The 21,621-nt window shown below is 30.2% G+C and carries 15 protein-coding genes and 2 tRNA genes; 14 read left to right on the top strand and 3 right to left on the bottom strand.

The genetic code is table 11. From position 1 onward, the window contains the following. Complete coding sequence (purH, locus tag K5Q11_RS00635; protein ID WP_220750856.1) at positions 1-1,530, top strand: bifunctional phosphoribosylaminoimidazolecarboxamide formyltransferase/IMP cyclohydrolase; 1,530 nt, start codon at positions 1-3, stop codon at positions 1,528-1,530. 20 nt (positions 1,531-1,550) lie between these two features. Continuing rightward, on the top strand, positions 1,551-2,822 hold the full coding sequence (gene purD, locus K5Q11_RS00630; protein WP_220750855.1) for a phosphoribosylamine--glycine ligase: 1,272 nt from the start codon (positions 1,551-1,553) through the stop codon (positions 2,820-2,822). 41 nt (positions 2,823-2,863) lie between these two features. Here purD and K5Q11_RS00625 read toward each other — a convergent pair whose 3' ends face one another. Further along, a complete protein-coding gene (locus K5Q11_RS00625; protein WP_220728095.1) occupies positions 2,864-3,178 on the bottom strand; it encodes a hypothetical protein in 315 nt (104 codons plus the stop codon). A gap of 128 nt (positions 3,179-3,306) precedes the next feature. Here K5Q11_RS00625 and K5Q11_RS00620 point away from each other — a divergent pair, with 128 nt between their 5' ends. Further along, complete coding sequence (locus K5Q11_RS00620) at positions 3,307-5,559, top strand: ATP-binding cassette domain-containing protein (RefSeq protein ID WP_220750854.1); 2,253 nt, start codon at positions 3,307-3,309, stop codon at positions 5,557-5,559. An 84-nt stretch (positions 5,560-5,643) separates the two neighbouring features. Here the strand turns inward: K5Q11_RS00620 and K5Q11_RS00615 are convergent. After that, a tRNA-Leu gene (locus tag K5Q11_RS00615) sits at positions 5,644-5,727 on the bottom strand. Positions 5,728-5,901: 174 nt separating this feature from the next. Here K5Q11_RS00615 and asnB point away from each other — a divergent pair. From asnB to K5Q11_RS00560, 11 genes are all read left to right on the top strand, one after another. Next, on the top strand, positions 5,902-7,791 hold the full coding sequence (gene asnB, locus K5Q11_RS00610) for an asparagine synthase (glutamine-hydrolyzing) (RefSeq protein ID WP_220728093.1): 1,890 nt from the start codon (positions 5,902-5,904) through the stop codon (positions 7,789-7,791). Positions 7,792-7,803: 12 nt separating this feature from the next. Further along, complete coding sequence (locus K5Q11_RS00605; RefSeq protein ID WP_220750853.1) at positions 7,804-9,336, top strand: UDP-N-acetylmuramoyl-L-alanyl-D-glutamate--2,6-diaminopimelate ligase; 1,533 nt, start codon at positions 7,804-7,806, stop codon at positions 9,334-9,336. Between the two features lie 2 nt (positions 9,337-9,338). Then, entirely contained in the window at positions 9,339-10,592 is a 1,254-nt protein-coding gene (locus tag K5Q11_RS00600; RefSeq protein WP_220750852.1) for a carboxylate--amine ligase, read from the top strand. 6 nt (positions 10,593-10,598) lie between these two features. Then, on the top strand, positions 10,599-11,309 hold the full coding sequence (locus K5Q11_RS00595) for an aspartate/glutamate racemase family protein (protein WP_220728090.1): 711 nt from the start codon (positions 10,599-10,601) through the stop codon (positions 11,307-11,309). Between the two features lie 70 nt (positions 11,310-11,379). Then, a complete protein-coding gene (locus K5Q11_RS00590) occupies positions 11,380-12,312 on the top strand; it encodes an L-lactate dehydrogenase (protein WP_220728089.1) in 933 nt (310 codons plus the stop codon). 93 nt (positions 12,313-12,405) lie between these two features. Continuing rightward, the gene (locus K5Q11_RS00585; protein WP_220728088.1) at positions 12,406-12,618 is read left to right on the top strand and encodes a DUF2187 domain-containing protein; all 213 of its coding nucleotides are present in this window, start codon (positions 12,406-12,408) and stop codon (positions 12,616-12,618) included. 41 nt (positions 12,619-12,659) lie between these two features. Beyond that, positions 12,660-12,730, top strand: a tRNA-Gly gene (locus K5Q11_RS00580). 250 nt (positions 12,731-12,980) lie between these two features. Next, positions 12,981-14,675, top strand: a complete 1,695-nt coding sequence (gene argS, locus K5Q11_RS00575; RefSeq protein ID WP_220750851.1) for an arginine--tRNA ligase — start codon at positions 12,981-12,983, stop codon at positions 14,673-14,675. Between the two features lie 123 nt (positions 14,676-14,798). Then, the gene (locus K5Q11_RS00570) at positions 14,799-16,898 is read left to right on the top strand and encodes a transglycosylase domain-containing protein (protein ID WP_220750850.1); all 2,100 of its coding nucleotides are present in this window, start codon (positions 14,799-14,801) and stop codon (positions 16,896-16,898) included. 70 nt (positions 16,899-16,968) lie between these two features. Next, positions 16,969-18,138 carry a metallophosphoesterase family protein gene (locus tag K5Q11_RS00565; RefSeq protein WP_220750849.1) on the top strand — a complete coding sequence of 390 codons (1,170 nt, stop codon included), beginning with the start codon at positions 16,969-16,971 and terminating at the stop codon, positions 18,136-18,138. After that, a complete protein-coding gene (locus tag K5Q11_RS00560; RefSeq protein WP_220750848.1) occupies positions 18,139-20,682 on the top strand; it encodes an ATP-binding protein in 2,544 nt (847 codons plus the stop codon). A gap of 50 nt (positions 20,683-20,732) precedes the next feature. Here the strand turns inward: K5Q11_RS00560 and K5Q11_RS00555 are convergent, their stop codons facing one another. After that, the gene (locus tag K5Q11_RS00555; protein WP_220728083.1) at positions 20,733-21,614 is read right to left on the bottom strand and encodes a peptidylprolyl isomerase PrsA; all 882 of its coding nucleotides are present in this window, start codon (positions 21,612-21,614) and stop codon (positions 20,733-20,735) included. Positions 21,615-21,621: the final 7 nt, after the last annotated feature.

The raw sequence follows: 21,621 nt of genomic DNA, 5'->3' as shown, positions 1-21,621 counted from the left end.
TTGAAAAAATTAGCCTTACTTAGTGTTTCTGATAAAAGTGGAATTGTAGAATTTGCAAAAAGTTTGATTGAACAAGGATTCAGTATTATTTCAACCGGTGGAACTCTTAAAAAATTACAAGAAAATCAAGTTGAAGCTGAAGCTGTTGAAAATATTACCAATTTTAAAGAAATGCTAGATGGCCGTGTTAAGACTTTGCATCCTAGAATTCATGCTGGTATTTTGGCTAAGCGTGATAACAAGTTACATATGCAACAGTTGGAGGAAAATGAAATTAATCCAATTGATTTGGTTTGTGTTAATTTATATCCATTTAAGCAAACTATCCAAAAACCTGATGTTACAGACGAAGAAGCTATTGAAAATATTGATATTGGTGGACCATCAATGTTAAGAGCAGCAGCAAAGAATTATAAAGATGTGATTGTAATTACTGAACCTGGAGACTATGATGCTGTGATTCAGAGATTATCAGATAATAGTGTTGATGAAGAGTTCAAACGTCACTTAGCTGCCAAGGTTTTTAGAGATACTGCGGCTTATGATGCATTAATTGCTAAATATATGACTAAAGAAGAATTTCCGGAAAAACTTACTTTAACTTATGAAAAAGTTCAAGATATGCGATATGGTGAAAATAGTCATCAAAAAGCGGCTTATTACCGTGACTCTATTCCAGAAAAATATTCTTTAGCTAATTCACATCAACTTCATGGTAAAAAATTATCATATAATAATATTCGTGATGCTGATGCTGCTTTGAGAGTAGTAGCAGAATTTAATCAGCCAGCGGTAGTAGCTTTAAAACATATGAATCCATGTGGAATTGGTTTAGCTGATAATTTATTTGATGCTTGGAATAAGGCCTACAACGCTGATTCTATTTCTATTTTCGGTGGAATCATTGTTTTAAATCGAGAAGTTGATTTAAAAACTGCTGAAAAAATGCACGCAATTTTCCTTGAAATTGTAATTGCACCATCATTTACTGATGAAGCCTATGATGTTTTAGCTAAAAAGAAAAATATTCGTTTAATTACTTTAGACTTCGATAAAATTGATTCAGCACATAAAGATGAAGTTTCCGTATTAGGTGGAACTTTAATTCAAGAACCCGATTTAGCACATGAAACAGTAAGTGATTTTGAAGTAGTAACTAAGACACAACCATCTGATGAACAATTAAAAGCTTTAGAATTTGGTCAAACGGTTGTCAAACATGTTAAGAGTAATGCTGTTGTAATAACTACTGCTGATCAAACTTTAGGAATCGGTGCTGGACAAATGAATCGTATTGATTCTACCAAGATTGCAATCGAAAAAGCAGAAAATAAACCTGGATATGAAAAAGCCATTATGGCTTCGGATGCATTCTTCCCTATGGATGACTGCGTTGAATATGCAGCTAAACATAATATCAAAGCTATTGTTGAACCAGGTGGCAGCATCAAAGATAAAGATTCAATTGAAATGGCTGATAAATATGGTATTGCAATGGTCTTTTCTAAAAAACGTCATTTTAAACATTAATATTTAGGAGAATCCAAATAATGAGTAATTGGTTAGTTATAGGATCTGGTGGAAGAGAATATGTAATGGCTGAAACTTTAGCTAAAACCAATGATCGACATGTTTTTGTAGCACCGGGTAATCCAATGATGAATAAGTTAAAAAATGTTGAAACTATTAACATAGGTGAAATTGACTTTGTTAAGTTAGCTGAATTTGTTATAAAAAATAAAGTAGTATGTACAGTGGTGGGACCTGAAAAGCCATTATCTTTAGGAATAGTGGACTATTTTGCAGCTCGTAATCTAAAAATATTTGGTCCCTCTAAAGCTGCTGCCAAGTTGGAAAGTTCTAAATCTTTTGCTAAAAACATCATGAAAAAAGCTGGAGTACCGACGGCAAGATATCAAGAATTTACAGATACTCGTAAAGCAATCCACTATATAAATTCAAAGAGTTTGCCGATTGTTATCAAGGCTAATGGTCTAGCAGGTGGCAAAGGCGTAGTAGTTGCTAAGACTCAAATTCAAGCTGATGAAGCTGCCAAATCCCTGTTAAGTAGCAAAAATCAGTCAGCTATCCTAGTTGAAGACTACTTAGATGGTGAAGAATTTTCGTTGTTTGTAATGGCTAATGGGAATGATTTTATTACTATGCCAGTTTCACAAGACCACAAGAGATTGTTGAATAATGATGAAGGACCTAATACTGGAGGTATGGGTGCTTATAGTCCAGTTCCTCAGGTTAGTCAAGACTTAAAAAATCAAGCAATTGAAGATGTTATCAAGCCAGTTTTAAATCAGATGAATAAGGATAACAAAAAATTCACAGGATTTTTATATGCCGGATTAATTATGACTAAATCAGGAACTAAAGTTATTGAATTTAATGTAAGGATGGGAGATCCTGAGACACAGGTGGTGTTTCCACAGATGCAGTCTGATTTAGGTGAAGTGATTTTAAAACTATTAAATAATGAACCAGTTGATGTAAAATGGCAAACTAAAGATTATTATTTAGGTGCAGTAGTGGCTTCTAAAGGTTATCCATTAAAACCGATTGATAGTCAAAAGTTACCGAAAATTATTAATAATTCTGATTTATTAGTTAGTTACGCGGGAGTTAGCTATGACGATGATAATAAAGATTTTATAAGCTCCGGCGGTAGAATAATGATGTTAACGGTTAAATCGTCCTCACTATCAACTGCACAGCAGAAAGTAAACTCATATTTGGAAAATAATATTAATGAAAATTACGTTTATCGCAATGACATAGGTCAAAAGGGTATTAATTATTTGAACAAAAAATAAATAAAAGAAGCGTGAACAATTAGATGTTCACGCTTCTTTTATTACTTCATTTGATTTAATAAATCTTTGGCGATTGTCGCACGTCTGGCATGCTTTTGTAATTGCATTTCTTTTACTTTATTTAAAGCTGCTTCTTCAAAAGCAGCACTATAGTTAATTGATACGGTTTCAGATTGAGAGCTGGCAGGTTCTAGGAGTCGGTTCTTAAAATCTTTGACTTCATCATTATATGCTTTGTCTAAAGTTTTTAAACTTTCTTCGTAATCTTTTGACAAAATACTGGTAGCATATTTCAAATCACTACCTGTGTAATTGTTATAAACATAGATTGCAATATCTAACATTTTTTCATTCATTACTTACAACTCCTTATTAATAATCTATCTTAATTATATATCAAAATAATAAAAATTCATTTGAATGCATTTTTGATTTATTAATTTTATAATGAAAATTAATTATTGAATAATAAGGAGTTTAATTTATGACGAATGATTTTATTCATATAAACGATGCACATCAAAATAATTTACAAAATGTAAGTTTAAAAATACCTAAACATTTAATAACTGTTTTTACTGGCTTATCTGGGTCGGGAAAGTCTTCATTGGTCTTTGATACGTTAGCGGCTAACTCTAGACGTGAGTTGAATGAAACTTTTCCTAGTTTTACCCAACAATATTTACCTAAGTATGGTGCCCCACATGTAGGAAAAATTGATAACTTACCAGTGGCCATTGTTATTCAACAAAAAAAGGTTGGCAAAAATCCTAGATCAACTTTATCTACTTACACTGGAATCTATTCACTATTACGACTATTATTTTCTAGAGTTGGAAATCCTTGGGTTGGTTATTCGGATGCATTTTCTTTTAATTTACCACAGGGAATGTGTGATAAATGTCAAGGATTAGGTTATGTAGATGAAATTAATCCAGACAAAATTTTAGATTATAATAAATCACTTAACGAAGGAGCAATAACTTTTGTTAGTTTTGGGCCTGATACTTGGCGATGGAAAAGATATGCCTATACGGGATTATTTGACAATGATAAACCGCTAAGAGATTATTCAGAAGATGAATTAAATATGTTGTTGTATGCACCACAACAAAAATTAAAGGGTGCTCCTAAACAATGGAAAAATTCAATCCTTTATGAAGGCTTAATTCCTAGAATTAAGCGTTCCATTTTGGAAAGTCGAGAAGGTCAGCATCATAAAAAAGCAATTGCTGATACAGTTACTAGAAAAGTTTGCCCTAAATGTCATGGTAAAAAATTAAATAATGATATTTTGAAATGCAAAATTAATAACTGTAGCATAGCAGATGTTTTACAAATGAACTTAACACAAGTGCTAGATTTCTTAGGTAGGGTGCGTACTTCATTAGCTACTGAAGTTATTCGTGAACTGAAAGATAAGCTACAGGCATTGATTGACTTAGGATTAAATTATTTAACGCTTGATCGTAGTACGGATTCACTATCTGGTGGTGAAGTACAGAGAATAAAAATTGCTAAATTTATGAATAGTTCATTAGTGGATATGCTTTATATTTTAGATGAACCTAGTGTTGGATTACATCCTCAAGATATTGAGTTAATCAAAAAGGCGCTTTTAAAGTTGCGAGATAGTGGTAACACGGTCGTAATTGTTGAACATAATCCAGAACTGATTCCGGTGGCAGATTATGTATTTGAAATAGGTCCTGGCGCTGGAAAAAATGGTGGACAAGTTACTTTTTCTGGCACATATAATGATTTACTTCACTCTGATACGATAACCGGTAATATGTTAAGTAAGAAATTAACTTTTAACGATACACATAAAATTGATAAATATTTAAGTTTAAAAAATGTAAAAACACATAACTTACACTCAGTAAATGTAGATATTCCAATGCATGCAGAAACAGTTATTTCAGGAGTAGCTGGTTCGGGAAAGAGTTCACTAGTTAGTGCAATTAAAGAACATTTAGAAGAAAAATACATCGATCTATCACAAGATGCAGTAGGTGTTAATATTAGGGCAACTTCAGCAACATACTTGAATATTTTGGATTCTATTCGTAAGTTATTTAGTAATGCTAATGGAAAAGTATCTCGATCATTGTTTAGTTATAATGGTAAAGGTAAATGCCCAATGTGTAAGGGTAAAGGAGTTAATATTACTAATATGGCGTTTATGGATCCAGTAATTCAAGTTTGTGAAAAATGTAATGGCAAAAGATATAATGACGAAGCACTTAGTTATTCTTATAATGGAAAAAATATTAGTGAAGTCTTAGATATGTCCATTACTGATGCATACAACTTTTTTGATGGTATAGATGAAATTCATAATAAACTCTCTAATATGATAAAGGTTGGTTTAGGTTATCTTTCATTAGGACAATCATTAGATACATTGTCTGGTGGAGAAGTTCAACGACTTAAATTAGCTAATCAATTAGATAAAGAGGGAACGGTTTATATTCTTGATGAACCAACGGCTGGATTGCATATGCAAGATGTTAAAACCATTGAAAAATTATTTACTAACTTAGTTCATGCCGGAAATACGTTAATTATTGTTGAGCATAATTTGGAAATAATTAGTAAAGCAGATTGGATGATTGACGTTGGACCTGAAGCAGGTAGTAATGGTGGTCATATTTTATACCAAGGAGTTCCTAAAAATTCTAGGTTTGATGAGCAATCGATTACTGGAAGGTATTTAAAACAATATAGTGATTAGATAAAAAAAGAGTGATTTACTATCATAAGTAAATCACTCTTTTTTATGCTTAAAAATGTATATTTTGGTATATAATAAATAATATGCCCCAAGCAGGATTCGAACCTGTACTTGAAAAATCAAACAACGACCTGAACGTTGCGCGTCTGCCAGTTCCGCCATTGGGGCTTAGCAAATTAATTCTACATCTAATTGTAATATTTTGCACGAATAAAGTAGGCATGTCTAAGGTGATGAATGGTACTATAATATCAACTTTGTTACAATGTGAGCAGTATTAATAAAATAAAAAGCAATTAACAATAAAAATAACTTTGATATATCTTAAGAGGAGAAAATATTATGTGTGGATTTTGTGGATATGTTAATCAAAAAGACGTTCCTAATAAAACAATAGAAAAAATGGCTAATCGAATTAAACATCGTGGCCCAGATGATGAAAAATATTTCCAAAACGATAAAGTATCTATGGCTTTTAGAAGACTTTCTATTATTGATTTAGCTCATGGTGCTCAACCGCTATATAGTTCTGATAACAAAAAAGTTTTAACATTTAATGGTGAAATTTATAACTATAAAGAAATTAGATCAGAACTACAAAGTATGGGTTATGAATTTACTACAGATGTTGATTCTGAAGTTTTAATTCGTGGTTATGAAGCATGGGGTAAGGATTTACTTCAAAAATTACGTGGGATGTTTGCCTTTGTAATTTATGACAGTAACAAAAATCAATTATTTGGAGCTCGTGATCATTTTGGAATTAAACCATTGTATTACTATGACGATGGTGAAAGTTTTATGTATGGTTCTGAAATTAAATCATTCTTAGAAAATCCAGCGTTCAAGAAGGAATTAAATGAAAAATTACTACCAATCCATTTAAGTTTTGAATTTATTCCTTCCAAGGAAACTATGTTTAAAAATGTATTTAAAGTGATGCCAGGTAATTATTTCATTCACGATATTGATGCTAAAACGACTGAAATGAAACCATACTTTAAATTTAACTATGATCACATTGATGAAAATGAAACCATTGAAGGTAATGCTAAAAAAATTGAAGCTTTAGTTAAAGATTCAGTTAAAGCACATATGATTGCTGATGTAGAAGTTGGTAGTTTCTTATCTAGTGGTGTTGACTCAAGTTATGTTTTAAATGAAGCTTCTAAGTTAAAACCTATTCAATCATTTTCATTAGGATTTGATAATTCTAAATATAGTGAATTGGCTTGGTCAACTGATTTTGCTCAACAAATTGGTCAAAAAAATACACCAATTAAAATTACTGGTGATGACTACTTTAATTTCTTACCAACTATGATGTATTACATGGATGAACCATTATCTAATCCATCAGCTGTACAATTATTCTATTTAGCTCAAGGTACTAGAAAAAATGTAAAAGTAGCGTTGTCTGGTGAAGGTGCTGATGAATTCTTTGGTGGATATAATACTTATTTAGAAGCAATTCCATTTGAAAGATATCAAAAATTTGTACCACGCTTTGCTAGAAAAGCTTTAGCTAGTGTAGCTGAAAAAATGCCTAGATTCCATGGTCGTCGTTTCTTAATTCGAGGTGCACAACCATTAAGTGAACGTTATTACCGTGTTAACTATGTATTTAATTATGATGATCGTAATCGTGTATTGAAAAATCCATCAATTAATGTTGATTCAGGTGATTATTCCAAACATATTTTTGATGAAGTTAAAGGCAAGGATGAAATGACTCAAATGCAATATTTTGACATTAATACTTGGTTGCCATTTGATATTTTACAAAAAGCTGACCGTATGAGTATGGCTAACTCATTGGAAGTTAGAACTCCATTGGTTGATCGTGAAATAGCTAAGTTTGCGTCAACCATGCCAATTAAGACTCGTATTAATAAAGAAGGAACTAAAATTTCATTAAGAAAAGCAGCTGAATCCGCATTACCAGATAAAGTTGCAATGAAAGAAAAAATGGGCTTCCCTTCACCAATTGCTAGTTGGATGAATGAACCTAAGTACCACAAAAAATTAGTTAGAGCTTTTAATTCTGATGTAGCTGAAAAATTCTTCAACGTTGATGAACTTATGCGCTTATTAAAAGAACATGGTGAAGGTAAATCTAACATGCAAAAGATTTTCACTATTTATACATTTATTTTATGGTATGAAGTTTACTTCCCAGAAAATACTAGTGCTAAAACAATTGATGAAGTACACCTTACTCAAGCTTTATAGGGAGTTTTTAAATTGTCATTAAGACTTACAGAAATATTAACTATTTTAGAAGAGCATGATTTATTGATTAGTGTGGATTCTGATAAAGCATTAACATTTGAAAATGTTACTTATGATTCTAGACAAGTAACTGAAAAAACACTTTTCTTTTGTAAAGGTAATTTTAAGGAAGCATATTTAAAAAATGCCAAAGACTTAGGGGCAATAGCATATGTTTCTGAACATCGTTATGAAGCTGGTAATGGTTTATTAGCGATTCAAGTAAAAGATATTCAAAAGGCAATGTCATTAATTGGGGCTGCTTTTTATGATTATCCACAAAATGAATTATTTATTATTGCCTATACCGGAACTAAGGGTAAAACTACTTCGTCTTATTTCGCTCGCAGTATTTTACAAAATACGACCAATGATAAAGTAGCTCTGTTTTCTACTATCGATACAGTTTTGGGTAATAAACCCAAAGATTGCTTTAAATCACATCTAACAACTCCAGAATCTATTGATATATTTAAAAATATGCGTAAAGCAATCGATAATGGAATGACACATTTGGTGATGGAAGTATCTTCTCAAGCGTATAAGAAAAATCGTGTGTTTGGTTTGAAATTTGACGTGGGAATATTTTTAAATATTTCACCTGATCACATTGGTCCTAATGAACATCCAACATTTGCGGATTATTTACACTGTAAAGAACAGTTACTAGTTAACTCTAAAGTTTGTATAATAAATGCTGAAACAGATTATCTAAAAGATGTTTATTATGCTGCTAAAACTACATCTCAACCTGATGATATTTATTTATACAGTCGAAAGGGTATTAGTAATTCGATGAATTTACCTATTGATTGTGAATTTGAAGGCGTTACTGATAATTTAAACTCTAATATTATTAAGGTTAAGAGCATATCTGATAAATGCAAAAAATTATCTATCGCTGATGATTATCAATTGTCAGTAGTGGGTGATTATAATGAATCCAATGCAGCTTCGGCTATTATAGCTTCAGCTATTGCTGGATCACAAGTTTCTGATGCGCAAAAAGGACTTTCGTCTCTAGTAATACCAGGCAGAATGGAATCCTATCCAAGTGAAAATCATGGAACTATCTATGTTGATTATGCACATAATTATGCCAGTATGCATGCACTTTTAGGATTTTTAAAGAGCAATAGTCCAAAAGGAAAAGTGATTGTAGTAGTAGGAAGTACTGGTGATAAGGGTGTTGATCGCCGTGAAGGATTTGGTAAAGCACTTACAGAAAATGCTGATGAAGCATTTTTAACTACAGATGATCCAGGATTTGAAAACCCGCTAGACATTGCTAAAGAGATTGATTCTTATATTGATCATCAAAAAGTTAATGTTCATTTTGAATTAGATCGTAAAAAAGCAATTAAACAGGCAATCTTATGTGGTGATAAACATTCAATTATTGTAGTTGCTGGTAAGGGTCGTGATCCATATCAAAAAATTAATGGTGTAGACACACCTTATGAAACTGATTCAGTAGTTGTTAATAATATTTTGAAGGGATTATAAAAATGAATGATTTAAAAGAATTTACGCCAATCTTATTAGGTAGTGATTTTAATGTCTATGGAATGGCTAGATCATTATATGAAAAATATCATAAACCAGTAAAAGCTTATGCAGAAGTTCATCTAGCGCCTACTAGATATACAAAAATAGTTGATTTGACAACTATCCCAGGATTTAGTGAAGACCCTAAATGGATTGAAGAAATGCGTGAATTAAAAAAGGTTTACGCAAGTCATAAAGAACCAGTTATTCTTATTGGTTGTGGTGATGGATATGCTGAACTTATTTCTAAACATAAAGATGAGTTAAGTGACGTCTTTGTATGTCCATACGTTGGCTTTGATTTAATTAAGCAACTTAATAGTAAAGAAAACTTTTATCATATGTGTGACAAACATTCTTTACCTTATCCTAAGACCAAAATTATTACTAAAAATGATTTTGAAAATAATGATAAGATTGATCAACCCTTTGGTTATCCAGTAGCATTAAAGCCAACTAATAGTGTTGAATGGTTAGACATTCATTTTGAAGGTAGAAAAAAGGCTTTTGTAATTAAATCGGAAGAAGAATTTAATGATATCGTTGCCAAAGTTTATGAAAATGGCTACACTTCAGATTTAATTCTTCAAGATTTTATTCCTGGCGATGATAGTAACATGCGTGTGTTGAATGCTTATGTTGACAAAAATCACAAGGTAAAAATGATGTGCCTAGGACATCCGCTTTTAGAAGATCCTTCACCTTCGTCTATTGGTAACTATGTAGCTATTATTCCAGAATACAATCAAGCAATTTATGACATGATTCAAAAGTTCTTGGAAGACATTCAATTCACAGGGTATGCTAATTTTGATATGAAATATGATTCTCGTGATGGATCTTACAAGTTATTTGAAATAAACTTGAGACAAGGTCGTAGTAGTTTCTTTGTTACATTAGCTGGATATAATTTAGCTGATTGGGTTGTTCAAGACTATGTTTATGATAGTTTGAAGAACCAAGATACAGTTTATGGTAATAAAGACGTTAATAACTATAGTTTATGGCTTGGTGTTGGTAAAAACGTATTTAGAAAATATGCTAAAGAAAATGCTGAAAAAGATTTAGCAAATAAATTAATCAATGAAGGTAAATTTGGAACAACTTTCTGGTATAGTAAAGACCGTAATTTTAAACGCTGGTTACTAATTACATGGATGAAACATATTTATAAGAAGAATTTTGATCGTTACTTTTCAATTAATAAGGAATGATTTTTTATGAGAAACTTTTTCTCAATTATCGGTGGAATGGGAACCGAAGCTACAGAGAGCTACATTCATCTTTTAAATGAGCGTACTGATGCACACTACGATCAAGAATATTTAAATTACATTTTAGTTAATCATGCTACGATTCCTGATCGAACTGATTATATTCTAGATCACAGTAAACCAAATCCATTAACTGATTTGGTTGAAGATATAAAACAACAAAATTTATTAAAACCAGATTTTTATACATTACCATGTAATACAGCACATTATTTTTACGATGAATTACAATCTGTAGCAAATGCGCCAATTTTACACATGCCTAAGGAAGCAGTTAAGTCTATCAAGAATACATTCCCTAAATGTAAAAATGTTGGATTAATTGCTACGCAAGGAACTATTCATGACCATATCTATGATCATGAGATTAATTCAATGGGATATAATTTAATTAGTCCAACCGAACACATTCAAGCAGAAACAATGGAATTAATTTATAAATGGGTTAAAGAGAAAAATCAAGTTAATACTAAACTTTATCATCATATTCTCGATGAAATGATTAATGATCTAAAAAGTGATGTGGTTATTCTTGGATGTACTGAATTGTCAGTCGCTCAAGAACGTGCATCAGACCATAAATTTAATGTTGTTGATGCTCAGTCTGTTTTGGTAGATAGAACAATTGAAATGGCAAAAAACAAAAAAGAGCTATAAGCTCTTTTTTTATTTTTTCTTTATTAAATTAGAAAATAATGATAAAATTCTTAAAAAAGGAGTTGTTTTTATGTCTAGAAAAGTTGGTATTATTGGTGATGGACATGTAGGTTCTACAGTAGCTCATTATATTGTGGCTAATGGTTTTGTAGATGACTTAGTTTTAATTGATATTAATGAAAAAAAGGTAAATGCAGATGCGATTGATTTTGAAGAAGCTATGCCTAATTTGGAGTATCATACTAACATTATTGTTAATGATTATAGTGAATTGAAAGATGCAGATGTAATTATTTCAGCTTTAGGAAATATTGGTATTTTGGATACACCCGAAGCTAAAGGAAATCGTTTTGCTGAATTACCATTTAATCAAAGAAATGTTGTAGACGTTGCTAACAAAATAAAAGAATCAGGTTTTGATGGGATTTTAATAGCCATTACTAATCCAGTTGATGTTATTACATCCCTATATCAAAAATTTACTGGATTACCTAAAGAACACGTTATGGGAACTGGAACATTATTAGACTCTGCTAGGATGAAACGTGCAGTTGCTAAAAAAGTAGGTGTTGATTCTAGATCAGTTAATGGTTACAACCTAGGTGAACATGGTAATTCTCAGTTTACTGCTTGGTCTACTGTAGATGTTTTAGGACATTCTATTTATGATTTAGTAGATGAATATAATTTAGATTTAGATCAATTAGATAAAGATGCACGTGACGGTGGATTTACAGTGTTTAGCGGTAAAAAATATACTAGTTATGGTGTAGCAACCGCAGCAGTTAGATTAATGAATGTGGTATTAAATAATGCTATGACTGTACTTCCGGTATCTAACTATCGAGAAGAATATGGCGTTTATTTATCATATCCAGCAATTGTTGGACGCAATGGAATTGTTAAGCAATTAAAATTAGAACTTTCTAAAGAAGAATTAGATAAATTACAAAGTTCAGCTGACTATATTAAAAATAAATATGAAGAAGTTTTGAACAAATAAATCATTGAATTTTTAATTGTTTTAAGTCTTGATATGGCGGTTTTTATTTGGTAATATCATATCACGTTAATTCTATTAATTGAGGTGATAATGATGGCTGAAAAAGAACTAAAAATTGGTGATTATGTATCTGCACCAAAATTTGGTTATTTAAAACATGATTTCTTTGGAACGATTGAAAAAATATATGAAAATTCTGTAATGGTATTTATAACTGATAATGATAAAGAAGATTCAATAGTTGTTAATGAATATAACAAAAGAGCGATTGTAAGCAAGAAGAATGCAAAAATTACTAAAAAATAATTATACATGCATATGTTGATTATGTTATAATCATATCATATGCGGGTATAGTTTAGTGGTAAAATATAAGCTTCCCAAGCTTAAGTCGCGGGTCCGATTCCCGTTACCCGCTTTAGAAAATTTAATTATTTAATTTTCTTTTTGTTCAATTATAAAAGAATAGTAGATATACTTAAATTTGATAGCGAGCCTAGGATGATGAGAGCTGGGTAATTTGGTATTTCGAATCGCACTTTTTAGAACACATTTAAATAAATTATAAAGTGGATTTATATCAATTAGAGTGGTACCGCGGGAAAACTCGTCTCTTACAATTTAATAATTGTAAGAGACTTTTTATATTTTAGGAGGTAAAAATTATTATGGATTATAAACAACAAGTTTCACAAGCTGTAAACAAAGCCATTGACAACGAAATATCAGTTGAAGATATTTATAGTAAAATTGAAAGACCTAAAACATCTGAAATGGGAGACTTAGCTTTCCCAGCATTTGCTTTAGCTAAGGTGTTGCGTAAAGCACCACAACAAATTGCTTTGGATATTGTTGATAAAATTGAAAAAGATAGTTTTGAAAAAGTGGTTGCAGTAGGTCCATATGTAAACTTTTTCTTAGATAAGAGCTTATTTAGTAATAATGTTATTAAATCAGTATTAACAGATGGTAGCAATTATGGTGCTAATAACGATGGTAAAGCTGGCAATGTAACTATCGATATGTCATCACCTAACATTGCTAAACCAATTTCAATGGGACACTTAAGATCTACTGTTATTGGAAACTCAATTGCTAATATTTTAACTAAAAATGGTTACCATCCAATCAAGGATAACCATTTAGGTGATTGGGGTACTCAATTTGGTAAATTGATTACTGCTTATTTAAAATGGGGTAACGAAGAAGATGTTAAAAAAGACCCTATTAACTATTTAGTTAAGTACTATGTAAAATTCCATAAATTAGACAAAGAAAATCCAGAATTAGATGACATTGCTCGTGACTGGTTCAAAAAACTAGAAAACGGAAATGAAGAAGCAATTAAGTTATGGAAATGGTTCCGTGAAGTATCTATTGAAGCCTTCGATAAAATTTATGATAAATTAGGGGTTAAATTTGATACTTACAATGGTGAGGCATTTTACAATGATAAAATGCAAGAAGTTATCGATATTTTGAATGGCAAGGGACTTTTAAGTAAATCACAAGGTGCAACAATTGTTGACTTGGATAAATATGACTTAAACCCAGCACTTATCCTTAAGAGTGACGGAGCTTCACTATACATTACTCGTGATATAGCTACTGCCTTATATCGTGATCGTACTTATAATCCAGCTATGAACTTATATGTTGTAGGTTCAGAACAAACTTATTACTTTAAGCAATTGAAAGCAGTACTTAAAGAAATGGGAGTTCCTTCAGCTGAACATTTATACCATGTTCCATTTGGTTTGATTACAGTAAACGGTAAAAAACTATCAACTCGTTCTGGAAGAATTATTCTATTGGATGAAGTTCTAAATGATTCAATTGAGATTGCTAAAAAACAAATTGAAGAAAAGAATCCAAGTTTACCAAATAAAGAAGAAGTTGCTAATGAGGTTGGAGTTGGTGCAATCGTCTTTGGTGATTTGAAGAATGAAAAAATCAATAATATTGATTTTGTTTTAGAAGATCAATTACGTTTTGAAGGTGAAACTGGTCCTTACGTGCAATACTCTCATGCTCGTGCAGAAAGTATTTTGAGAAAAGCTGGTAAAACAGATTTCAGTGGTGATGAATCATACAAACTTAATGATGTAGAATCATGGGACACTAGTAAGTTACTAAATGATTTTCCAAATATTATTAAAATGGCATGTAAAGAATTAGAACCATCAGTTGTAGCTAAATATTCATTACGTTTAGCTAAATCATTCAACAAGTACTATGCTCATTCTAAAATTCTAGCTGATGACAGCGAATTAAATGCTCGATTAGCATTGGTTAAATCTGTTTCTATTGTGTTGAAAGAATCATTAAGATTGCTTGGTGTTAAAGCTCCAGACGCAATGTAATGAACTAAGTACATTTAACATTTTTGTTAAATGTACTTTTTTATTATGAATAATTATATTAATTTGTTGTAAAATAGTCATTGTTTAAAAGTAAAATTCCCTTATAAAAGGAGAACAATATTGATGGAAGAAAATAATAATTTTAGTTATTTTTTATCTAAAGTTAAATCATTTTGGCGAAGATATTTTATAACTAAATTTTTAATTATATTTGTACTTACTGCAATATTTATTATTAGCTCTTATTGCACTTATGTAGCTAAAACTATTGACGTTGGAACTTTACATTCTTCATTGGAAAAAACAACGAGAATATATGATTCTAATGATGATAAGGCAGGTAGTATTTATTCACAAAAGGGGACTTATGTAGGCTTTAAGCGAATATCCCCCAACATTCCAAATGCTATTTTATCTACTGAAGATCGTAATTTTTATCATGAACATGGCTTTTCAATTAAAGGAATTGGTAGAGCGATGTTATTAGTTGTTAAAAACAAATTGATGCATCGTGATTACATTAGTGGTGGTGGTAGTACTTTAACTCAACAACTAGTTAAAAATGCATATTTAACCCAAGAACAGACTTACAGTCGAAAACTTAAGGAGCTTTTCATATCCATTCAAGTGGAAAATGTTTACTCTAAGAATGCAATATTGTCTATGTATATGAATACAGCATATTTTGGTAATGGGGTTTATGGAGTGGAAGATGCGTCACAAAGATATTTTGGGATGCCAGCTAAAAATCTTTCAATTCAAGACTCGGCAGTTATTGCCGGAATGTTAACTAATCCAGGGAGATTTAATCCTATCGACCATCCTGATTTAGCTAAGGCTAGACGAAATGTGGTATTACAATTAATGGTGGAAAATAATAAGCTATCTCAAAGCAAGGCTAATTATTTAAAAACTTTACCGATTAATTTGAAAGATAACTATTCATATAAGGATAAATATAAGTACCCATATTATTTTGATGCAGTCATTGATGAGGCTGTTAATAAATACCATATATCTGAATCTGATATTATGAATAAAGGATACAAAATATACACTAATTTAAATCAACAACAGCAAACAGCTATGCAAAATTCATTTAATAATCCTAGTATGTTTCCTAATAATGCTGCTGACGGTACTAAAGTTCAAGCAGCTTCAGTCGCTGTTAATCCTAAAAATGGAGGCGTTATGGCTGTTGTAGGTGGTCGTGGAAGTCATATTTTTAGAGGCTATAATCGTGCCTATCAAATTAAACGACAACCTGGTTCAACTTTAAAACCAATCGCTGTTTATGCTCCAGCATTGGAAAATGGATATTCTTATGATTCTAGTCTAGTAAACAAGAAAAAATCATATGGATCTAATCACTATACACCTAAAAACTATAATGATCAGTATACAGGAACGATTCCAATGTATAAGGCTTTAGCCGATAGTATGAATGCACCAGCGGTTTGGCTTTTGAATAAAATTGGAACGGATGAGGGTTATGAATCAGTTAAGAAATTTGGTTTGCCAATTGGTAAAAGCGATAACAATTTAGCTTTAGCGCTAGGAGGTACCTCTAAGGGAGTTTCTCCACAAGAAATGGCAGGCGCATACACTGCTTTTGCTAATGGCGGAACCATGACTAAACCTAACTACATTAGAAAAATAGTAGATGCATCTGGTAATACAGTGGTTGATAACACAGATAATGGTAATCCTACTAAAGTTATGAGCAGCAAAGTAGCTGACGAAATGACTAGTATGATGCTTAACGTGTTTAATGAGGGAACTGGAGTAGATGCTAAGCCAGATGGATATCAAGTAGCTGGTAAAACTGGAAGTACCGAAGCTGATTATGCTGGTGATAGTAATGCTACTAGAGATAAATGGATAATAGGTTATACTCCAGATGTAGTGGTGGCTACTTGGGAAGGTTTTGATAATACTAATGCAACTCATCACTTAGAAAATTTAAGTGGAACAGGAGTTGGTCCGTTGTTTAAACAAGAAATGCAACAAATTATTCCAACCACTAAAAACAGTAGTTTTGACGTTAAAGATGCATCTTCTATGGTTCAAGAAAAAAATAAAACTTCTAGCGGATCTGATACTTGGGAAAACATAAAAAATGGTGTTTCTAAGTTTGGTTCTAGCATTAAAGATGGTTTTAACAATATAAAACAAAATACTGAAAATTGGATTGAAGATGCTAAAAAAATGATTGAAAAATAGAGCTTTTGACTATTGTAATTTAAAAGTCGTATCATAATTAAATGATACGACTTTTTTTAAGGAGAAATTTATGAAATTTATGCATGTTGCGGATTTACATCTTGAAAGTCCTTTTAAAGGAATGTTAGGTAATGATATACCTAATCAATTAAACAAAGACATTTTGAATTCAACATTCGATTCTTTTGCTAGTGTGGTTAAAGATGCAATTAATAAAAAAGTTGATTTTTTGTTAATTGTTGGAGATCTATTTGATAGCGATAACCCATCACCTAAAGCTAAACTATTTTTGCAGGAACAATTTGAAAAGTTAAATGAGTTTCATATACCCGTTTTTATGAGTTATGGGAATCATGATTATCATAGCAATGAGTTAGGAATATATCCCAAAAATGTATATGTTTTTCCCGATAAGGTTACTAATAAAATAGTTCAAATTAAAAATAAATCTGTTGGAATGTGTGGTTTTAGCTATACTGATAAATGGATAGATGCTATCAAAATAAATGATTATCCAATTAAAAGTAATGTAGATTACCAGATTGGTATGTTTCATGGAGACGATGCTACTGAATCTCATTATGCTAATTTTAGCGTCAATCAATTATTATCAAAGAATTATGATTATTGGGCCCTAGGACACATTCATAAAAGACAACAATTAAATGCTAATCCACCAATTTGGTATTCTGGAAATACTCAAGGTAGACATCAAAATGAATCCGGTGATAAGGGATATTTAATCATAGATACTGATACTAATAAAGTTCAATTTAACGCAACTTCTAAAATAAATTGGTCTAATCTTGAACTGCAATTAGACAATATGTCTGAAATGCAGTTAATACAGGTAATTCTTAATGCTATTATTAAGCAAGGCTTTAAGAAAATGAATTTATTGAAATTAGACATTTATTTTCAAAAATTACCACAATTAAGTAATGATGATTTATTAGAAATGTTACAAGATAATTTAAAAGATAAATATCAAGATTTAAACGCTTGGGTTTATAACATTAATTTTAGAAGTGTTAAAAATAACTTTAACTTAATTGGTGATAAATATTGGAAATTAACCCAAGATAAAGTTTTTAATACAGATAATATTTCTGATAGCGCTAGTTCACTATTTAAATATTCATTTATTAAAGAATATTTTTCTAAACATGATAATATTTTAGAATTAAATCAACTTTCTAAAAATATTTTGATGGGTGATGAAATGAAGGGGGATGAATAGATGCTAATTAAGCAGTTAAAAATATTTGGATATGGTAAATGGCAAGATGACGATATTATTTTAAAAAGCGATAAGTTAAACGTTATTTTTGGAAATAATGAATCTGGTAAGACGACTTTAGTTAGCTTTATAAAGGGTATATTATTTGGATTTAAAGATGGTCATAATACATATGAACAGTATATTCCTAAAAATACTAAATCATATGGAGGCGAATTATTAGTTGATATTGATGGTCAGTTATTTATATTGAAAAGAATAGCTGGTGCTCACGGTGGAGAACTATCAATAATAAAAAATGATTCTGGTGATAAAGTATCTAATGATTACTTAAAAAATATATTAGGTCCAATCAATCGTGATGCTTTTGACAATATTTTTTATTTTGGAAATTTTGATACAAAAGCTTTTTCTAAAGTTAGTGATGAGCAATTAGCCTATATTATTCAAAAAGTAGGGTTTGCTGGTAGTGAAAAATTTATTCAATTAAAAGATGATTTAGTAAAACGTAATAAAAAAATATATGCAAAAACTGGTAGGAAACCATTATTAAATAAAAAATTAAAAGAATATGAATCACTTTTGGATAGAATAAATCAAGCTAAATTAAAGCAAAATGATTATACTAATTTAGAAAATAGTTTAAATCATGTAAAACTAGAATATAATAGGGCAAATGATGAATTTAAGTCTATAAGTACTAACCTTAATCAATTACAAAATTTTAAAAATAATTGGAATTTATGTCAAAAGCTAAAAAAATATAATGATTTAAAAAAGATTAATTTACCATCTGGATTTGATGAAGAAGATAAGATTGTCTTAGATAATATCTATAATCAATTGAATAATTTAAATGACAAGATAAAAAATTTAGAAGATCAATTAAATGTAAATGATAATGTTAAACTTACAAAACAAAATAACGAGTTTAACAAAGCTTATGCCGATATTGAAAAATTTAAGTCACGATTAGATTTGATTGAAAAAAATATCATTGAATATAATTCAAATATTCATAACTTAAATTCTTTAAAAAAACAAATTGCAATTTATAAAAAATATTATTCACAAAATTTGAATTCTAAGCCATTAAATGATGTTCAAATTTCAGAAATAAAATCTCTATTAAAAAGCAAAAGTGATTTATTAACTCAAACTTCAAAAAAAGATCCTAAGTCTGTATTTACTTTAAAAAATAATTATTTATATTCACTGTTATTGATTTGTGCCATACTAATGATGGCAGCTGGATTATTTACAAATTTATTAATTTCTGCGATTGGGAGCGTTTTATTAGTTGTTTCAGGTTTTAAAATGCTTTACGATAATCACAATCGAAGTTTGCAAGCGGAACAGGAGTTATCTCAACAACTTAATGATATTAATATTAAACTTGAATTTTACAAAAAGCAGTTTAACTATGAAAGTGATAACCCAAATGATTGGATTATGCTACAACCCAACCTAAAAAACTATAACAAAATATTAACGAATTATAATCATTTGAAAATTGAGGTTGATACATTATTGAAAACGTTAAATACGTATTTTGATAATTTTAACAAAATTACTCATGTTACTGATTCAGAAGACAGCTATTCTGATAAATTACTAAAAGTAAAATCATATATTAATAAAAACGAACACGAAATCTATCTTTACCAAAATAATGCTAATCAAAATAATGCTTTAGTTTCCAAACAGAAGCAATTAACTTCTAAAATTACAGAAATTAAGCATACTTTAAATGCATTTTTTAAGAATCGTAATATTAAGAATCGCAATGAATTCAATGAAGAATATGCTCGTCAATTAAAAATTAAACAAGAGATGAATGACTTATCTCAAATTAATCAGCAGATTTCTGAAGAAGTATATTGTTCAATCAATAAATATGATAGTTTAACGACTCTGAATAATGAATATAGTGATGTTAATGCAAAATTAAATAGTTTACAAAAAAATATTTTGAATTTAACTAAACAAAAAACAGAGTTACAATCACAAATTTCTTTATTAAAAGCAGATGGAACTTATTTAGAACTAGTTCAACAAAAAGCTAATTTAGAATCAGAAATTATTCATCTAACTAAAAATTGGTTATCATTGGAATTATCAAATCAATGGATAGATAAAATGTTAGATTTAGCAACGGCTGATTTAATTCCTAACATTAAATCGAGAGCTCAAGAGTATTTTTCAATATTGACTAATGCCAACTATATAAACATTACTTACTATAAGAGTAAACTAAAATTAACTCGTTTTGATAAAATTAAATTTGATGTAGGTGAATTGTCGAGGGGAACTATGCAACAATTATATTTTGCAATTTTACTTTCTATGGCAGTTGGCTTTAGTCAAAAGTATAGTTTGCCTATTTTAATTGACGATGGTTTTTATGAGTATGATAATAATCGGTATAATCAAGCAATGAAACTAATTAATGAGGTTAGCAAGGATGTACAAGTTATATACTTGACGGCTGACAGTTCAGTTAAAGACTATTTTGATAGTCAATCTATCATTGAAATTAAGTAAATTAAAAAGACACTCTCTACTAATAGAGAATGCCTTTTTAATTTACTTAATTATTTTTTAGAATCGCTAGTTAGATATGAACTTAGAATGTTTTGTAAGTCTTTATCTTTAATTTCTACTCCACCATTCTTAAGTACCTTAGATACTACAGAACGAAGAGTTGTACTATCATTTAACTTGCTATCAACAATTTGGTCTTTAAGTTCATTAACGTGATCTTTGTAAGAACCTTTCTTAGGATGGTTAACCATTTGGATAATTTGGTAACCATATTGGGTCTTAACAGGTGTCTTGGTGTATTCACCATTTGATAGTTTGAAGGCAGCTTCTTTAAAGTTACTGTCTAAAGTAGTGTTAGTATTATCAAATGCATCTAAACGACCACCATTGTTTTTGTTAGATGAGTCTTTAGAGTATTTCTTAGCTAAGTCAGAGAATTTCTTACCATCTTTAAGTTGGCTAATTACTTTTTCAGCATCGCTCTTGCTTGATACTAAAATTTCATTAACAGTAACTTTTGGTTGGAAAGATTTAAATTGATTTTGTAAATCTTTGTCAGAAACTTTGGTGTTAGCTTTTACAGCTTCCTTAATCAAAAGATTTGACTTGATTTGGTCTTTTAATGAAGCTAATGTTAAACCTTGTTGTTGTAACATAGCGTCAAATTGTTTACCATATGTCTTTTTATAAGTATTTACTTGAGCGTTAATATCTGATTTAGATACTTTATCACCGTATTCTTTGTTCAATACTTTGTTTAAAATCATTTGTTGTAAAACAGCTTTACCGTTTGAAGTATCCTTCATACTGCTGTAGTATTCACTTTCAGTAATTTTACCACCGTTAGTAGTTGCAACAGTTTTGCTACCACAAGCAGCTAATGTACAACTTAATAAAACACCGGCAATTCCTACTGCCCATTTTTTATTCATAAATCTA

Source organism: Apilactobacillus xinyiensis (genome assembly GCF_019656235.1).
Lineage (GTDB): Bacteria > Bacillota > Bacilli > Lactobacillales > Lactobacillaceae > Apilactobacillus > Apilactobacillus xinyiensis.
This window is presented reverse-complemented; position numbering and strand designations above follow the sequence as displayed.

Coding starts and splice junctions, on each gene's coding strand:
- purD (WP_220750855.1), top strand. CDS start 1,551: ATGAGTAATTGGTTAGTTATAGGATCTGGTGGAAGAGAATATGTAATG.
- K5Q11_RS00625 (WP_220728095.1), bottom strand. CDS start 3,178: ATGAATGAAAAAATGTTAGATATTGCAATCTATGTTTATAACAATTAC.
- K5Q11_RS00620 (WP_220750854.1), top strand. CDS start 3,307: ATGACGAATGATTTTATTCATATAAACGATGCACATCAAAATAATTTA.
- asnB (WP_220728093.1), top strand. CDS start 5,902: ATGTGTGGATTTTGTGGATATGTTAATCAAAAAGACGTTCCTAATAAA.
- K5Q11_RS00600 (WP_220750852.1), top strand. CDS start 9,339: ATGAATGATTTAAAAGAATTTACGCCAATCTTATTAGGTAGTGATTTT.
- K5Q11_RS00595 (WP_220728090.1), top strand. CDS start 10,599: ATGAGAAACTTTTTCTCAATTATCGGTGGAATGGGAACCGAAGCTACA.
- K5Q11_RS00590 (WP_220728089.1), top strand. CDS start 11,380: ATGTCTAGAAAAGTTGGTATTATTGGTGATGGACATGTAGGTTCTACA.
- K5Q11_RS00585 (WP_220728088.1), top strand. CDS start 12,406: ATGGCTGAAAAAGAACTAAAAATTGGTGATTATGTATCTGCACCAAAA.
- argS (WP_220750851.1), top strand. CDS start 12,981: ATGGATTATAAACAACAAGTTTCACAAGCTGTAAACAAAGCCATTGAC.
- K5Q11_RS00570 (WP_220750850.1), top strand. CDS start 14,799: ATGGAAGAAAATAATAATTTTAGTTATTTTTTATCTAAAGTTAAATCA.
- K5Q11_RS00565 (WP_220750849.1), top strand. CDS start 16,969: ATGAAATTTATGCATGTTGCGGATTTACATCTTGAAAGTCCTTTTAAA.
- K5Q11_RS00560 (WP_220750848.1), top strand. CDS start 18,139: ATGCTAATTAAGCAGTTAAAAATATTTGGATATGGTAAATGGCAAGAT.
- K5Q11_RS00555 (WP_220728083.1), bottom strand. CDS start 21,614: ATGAATAAAAAATGGGCAGTAGGAATTGCCGGTGTTTTATTAAGTTGT.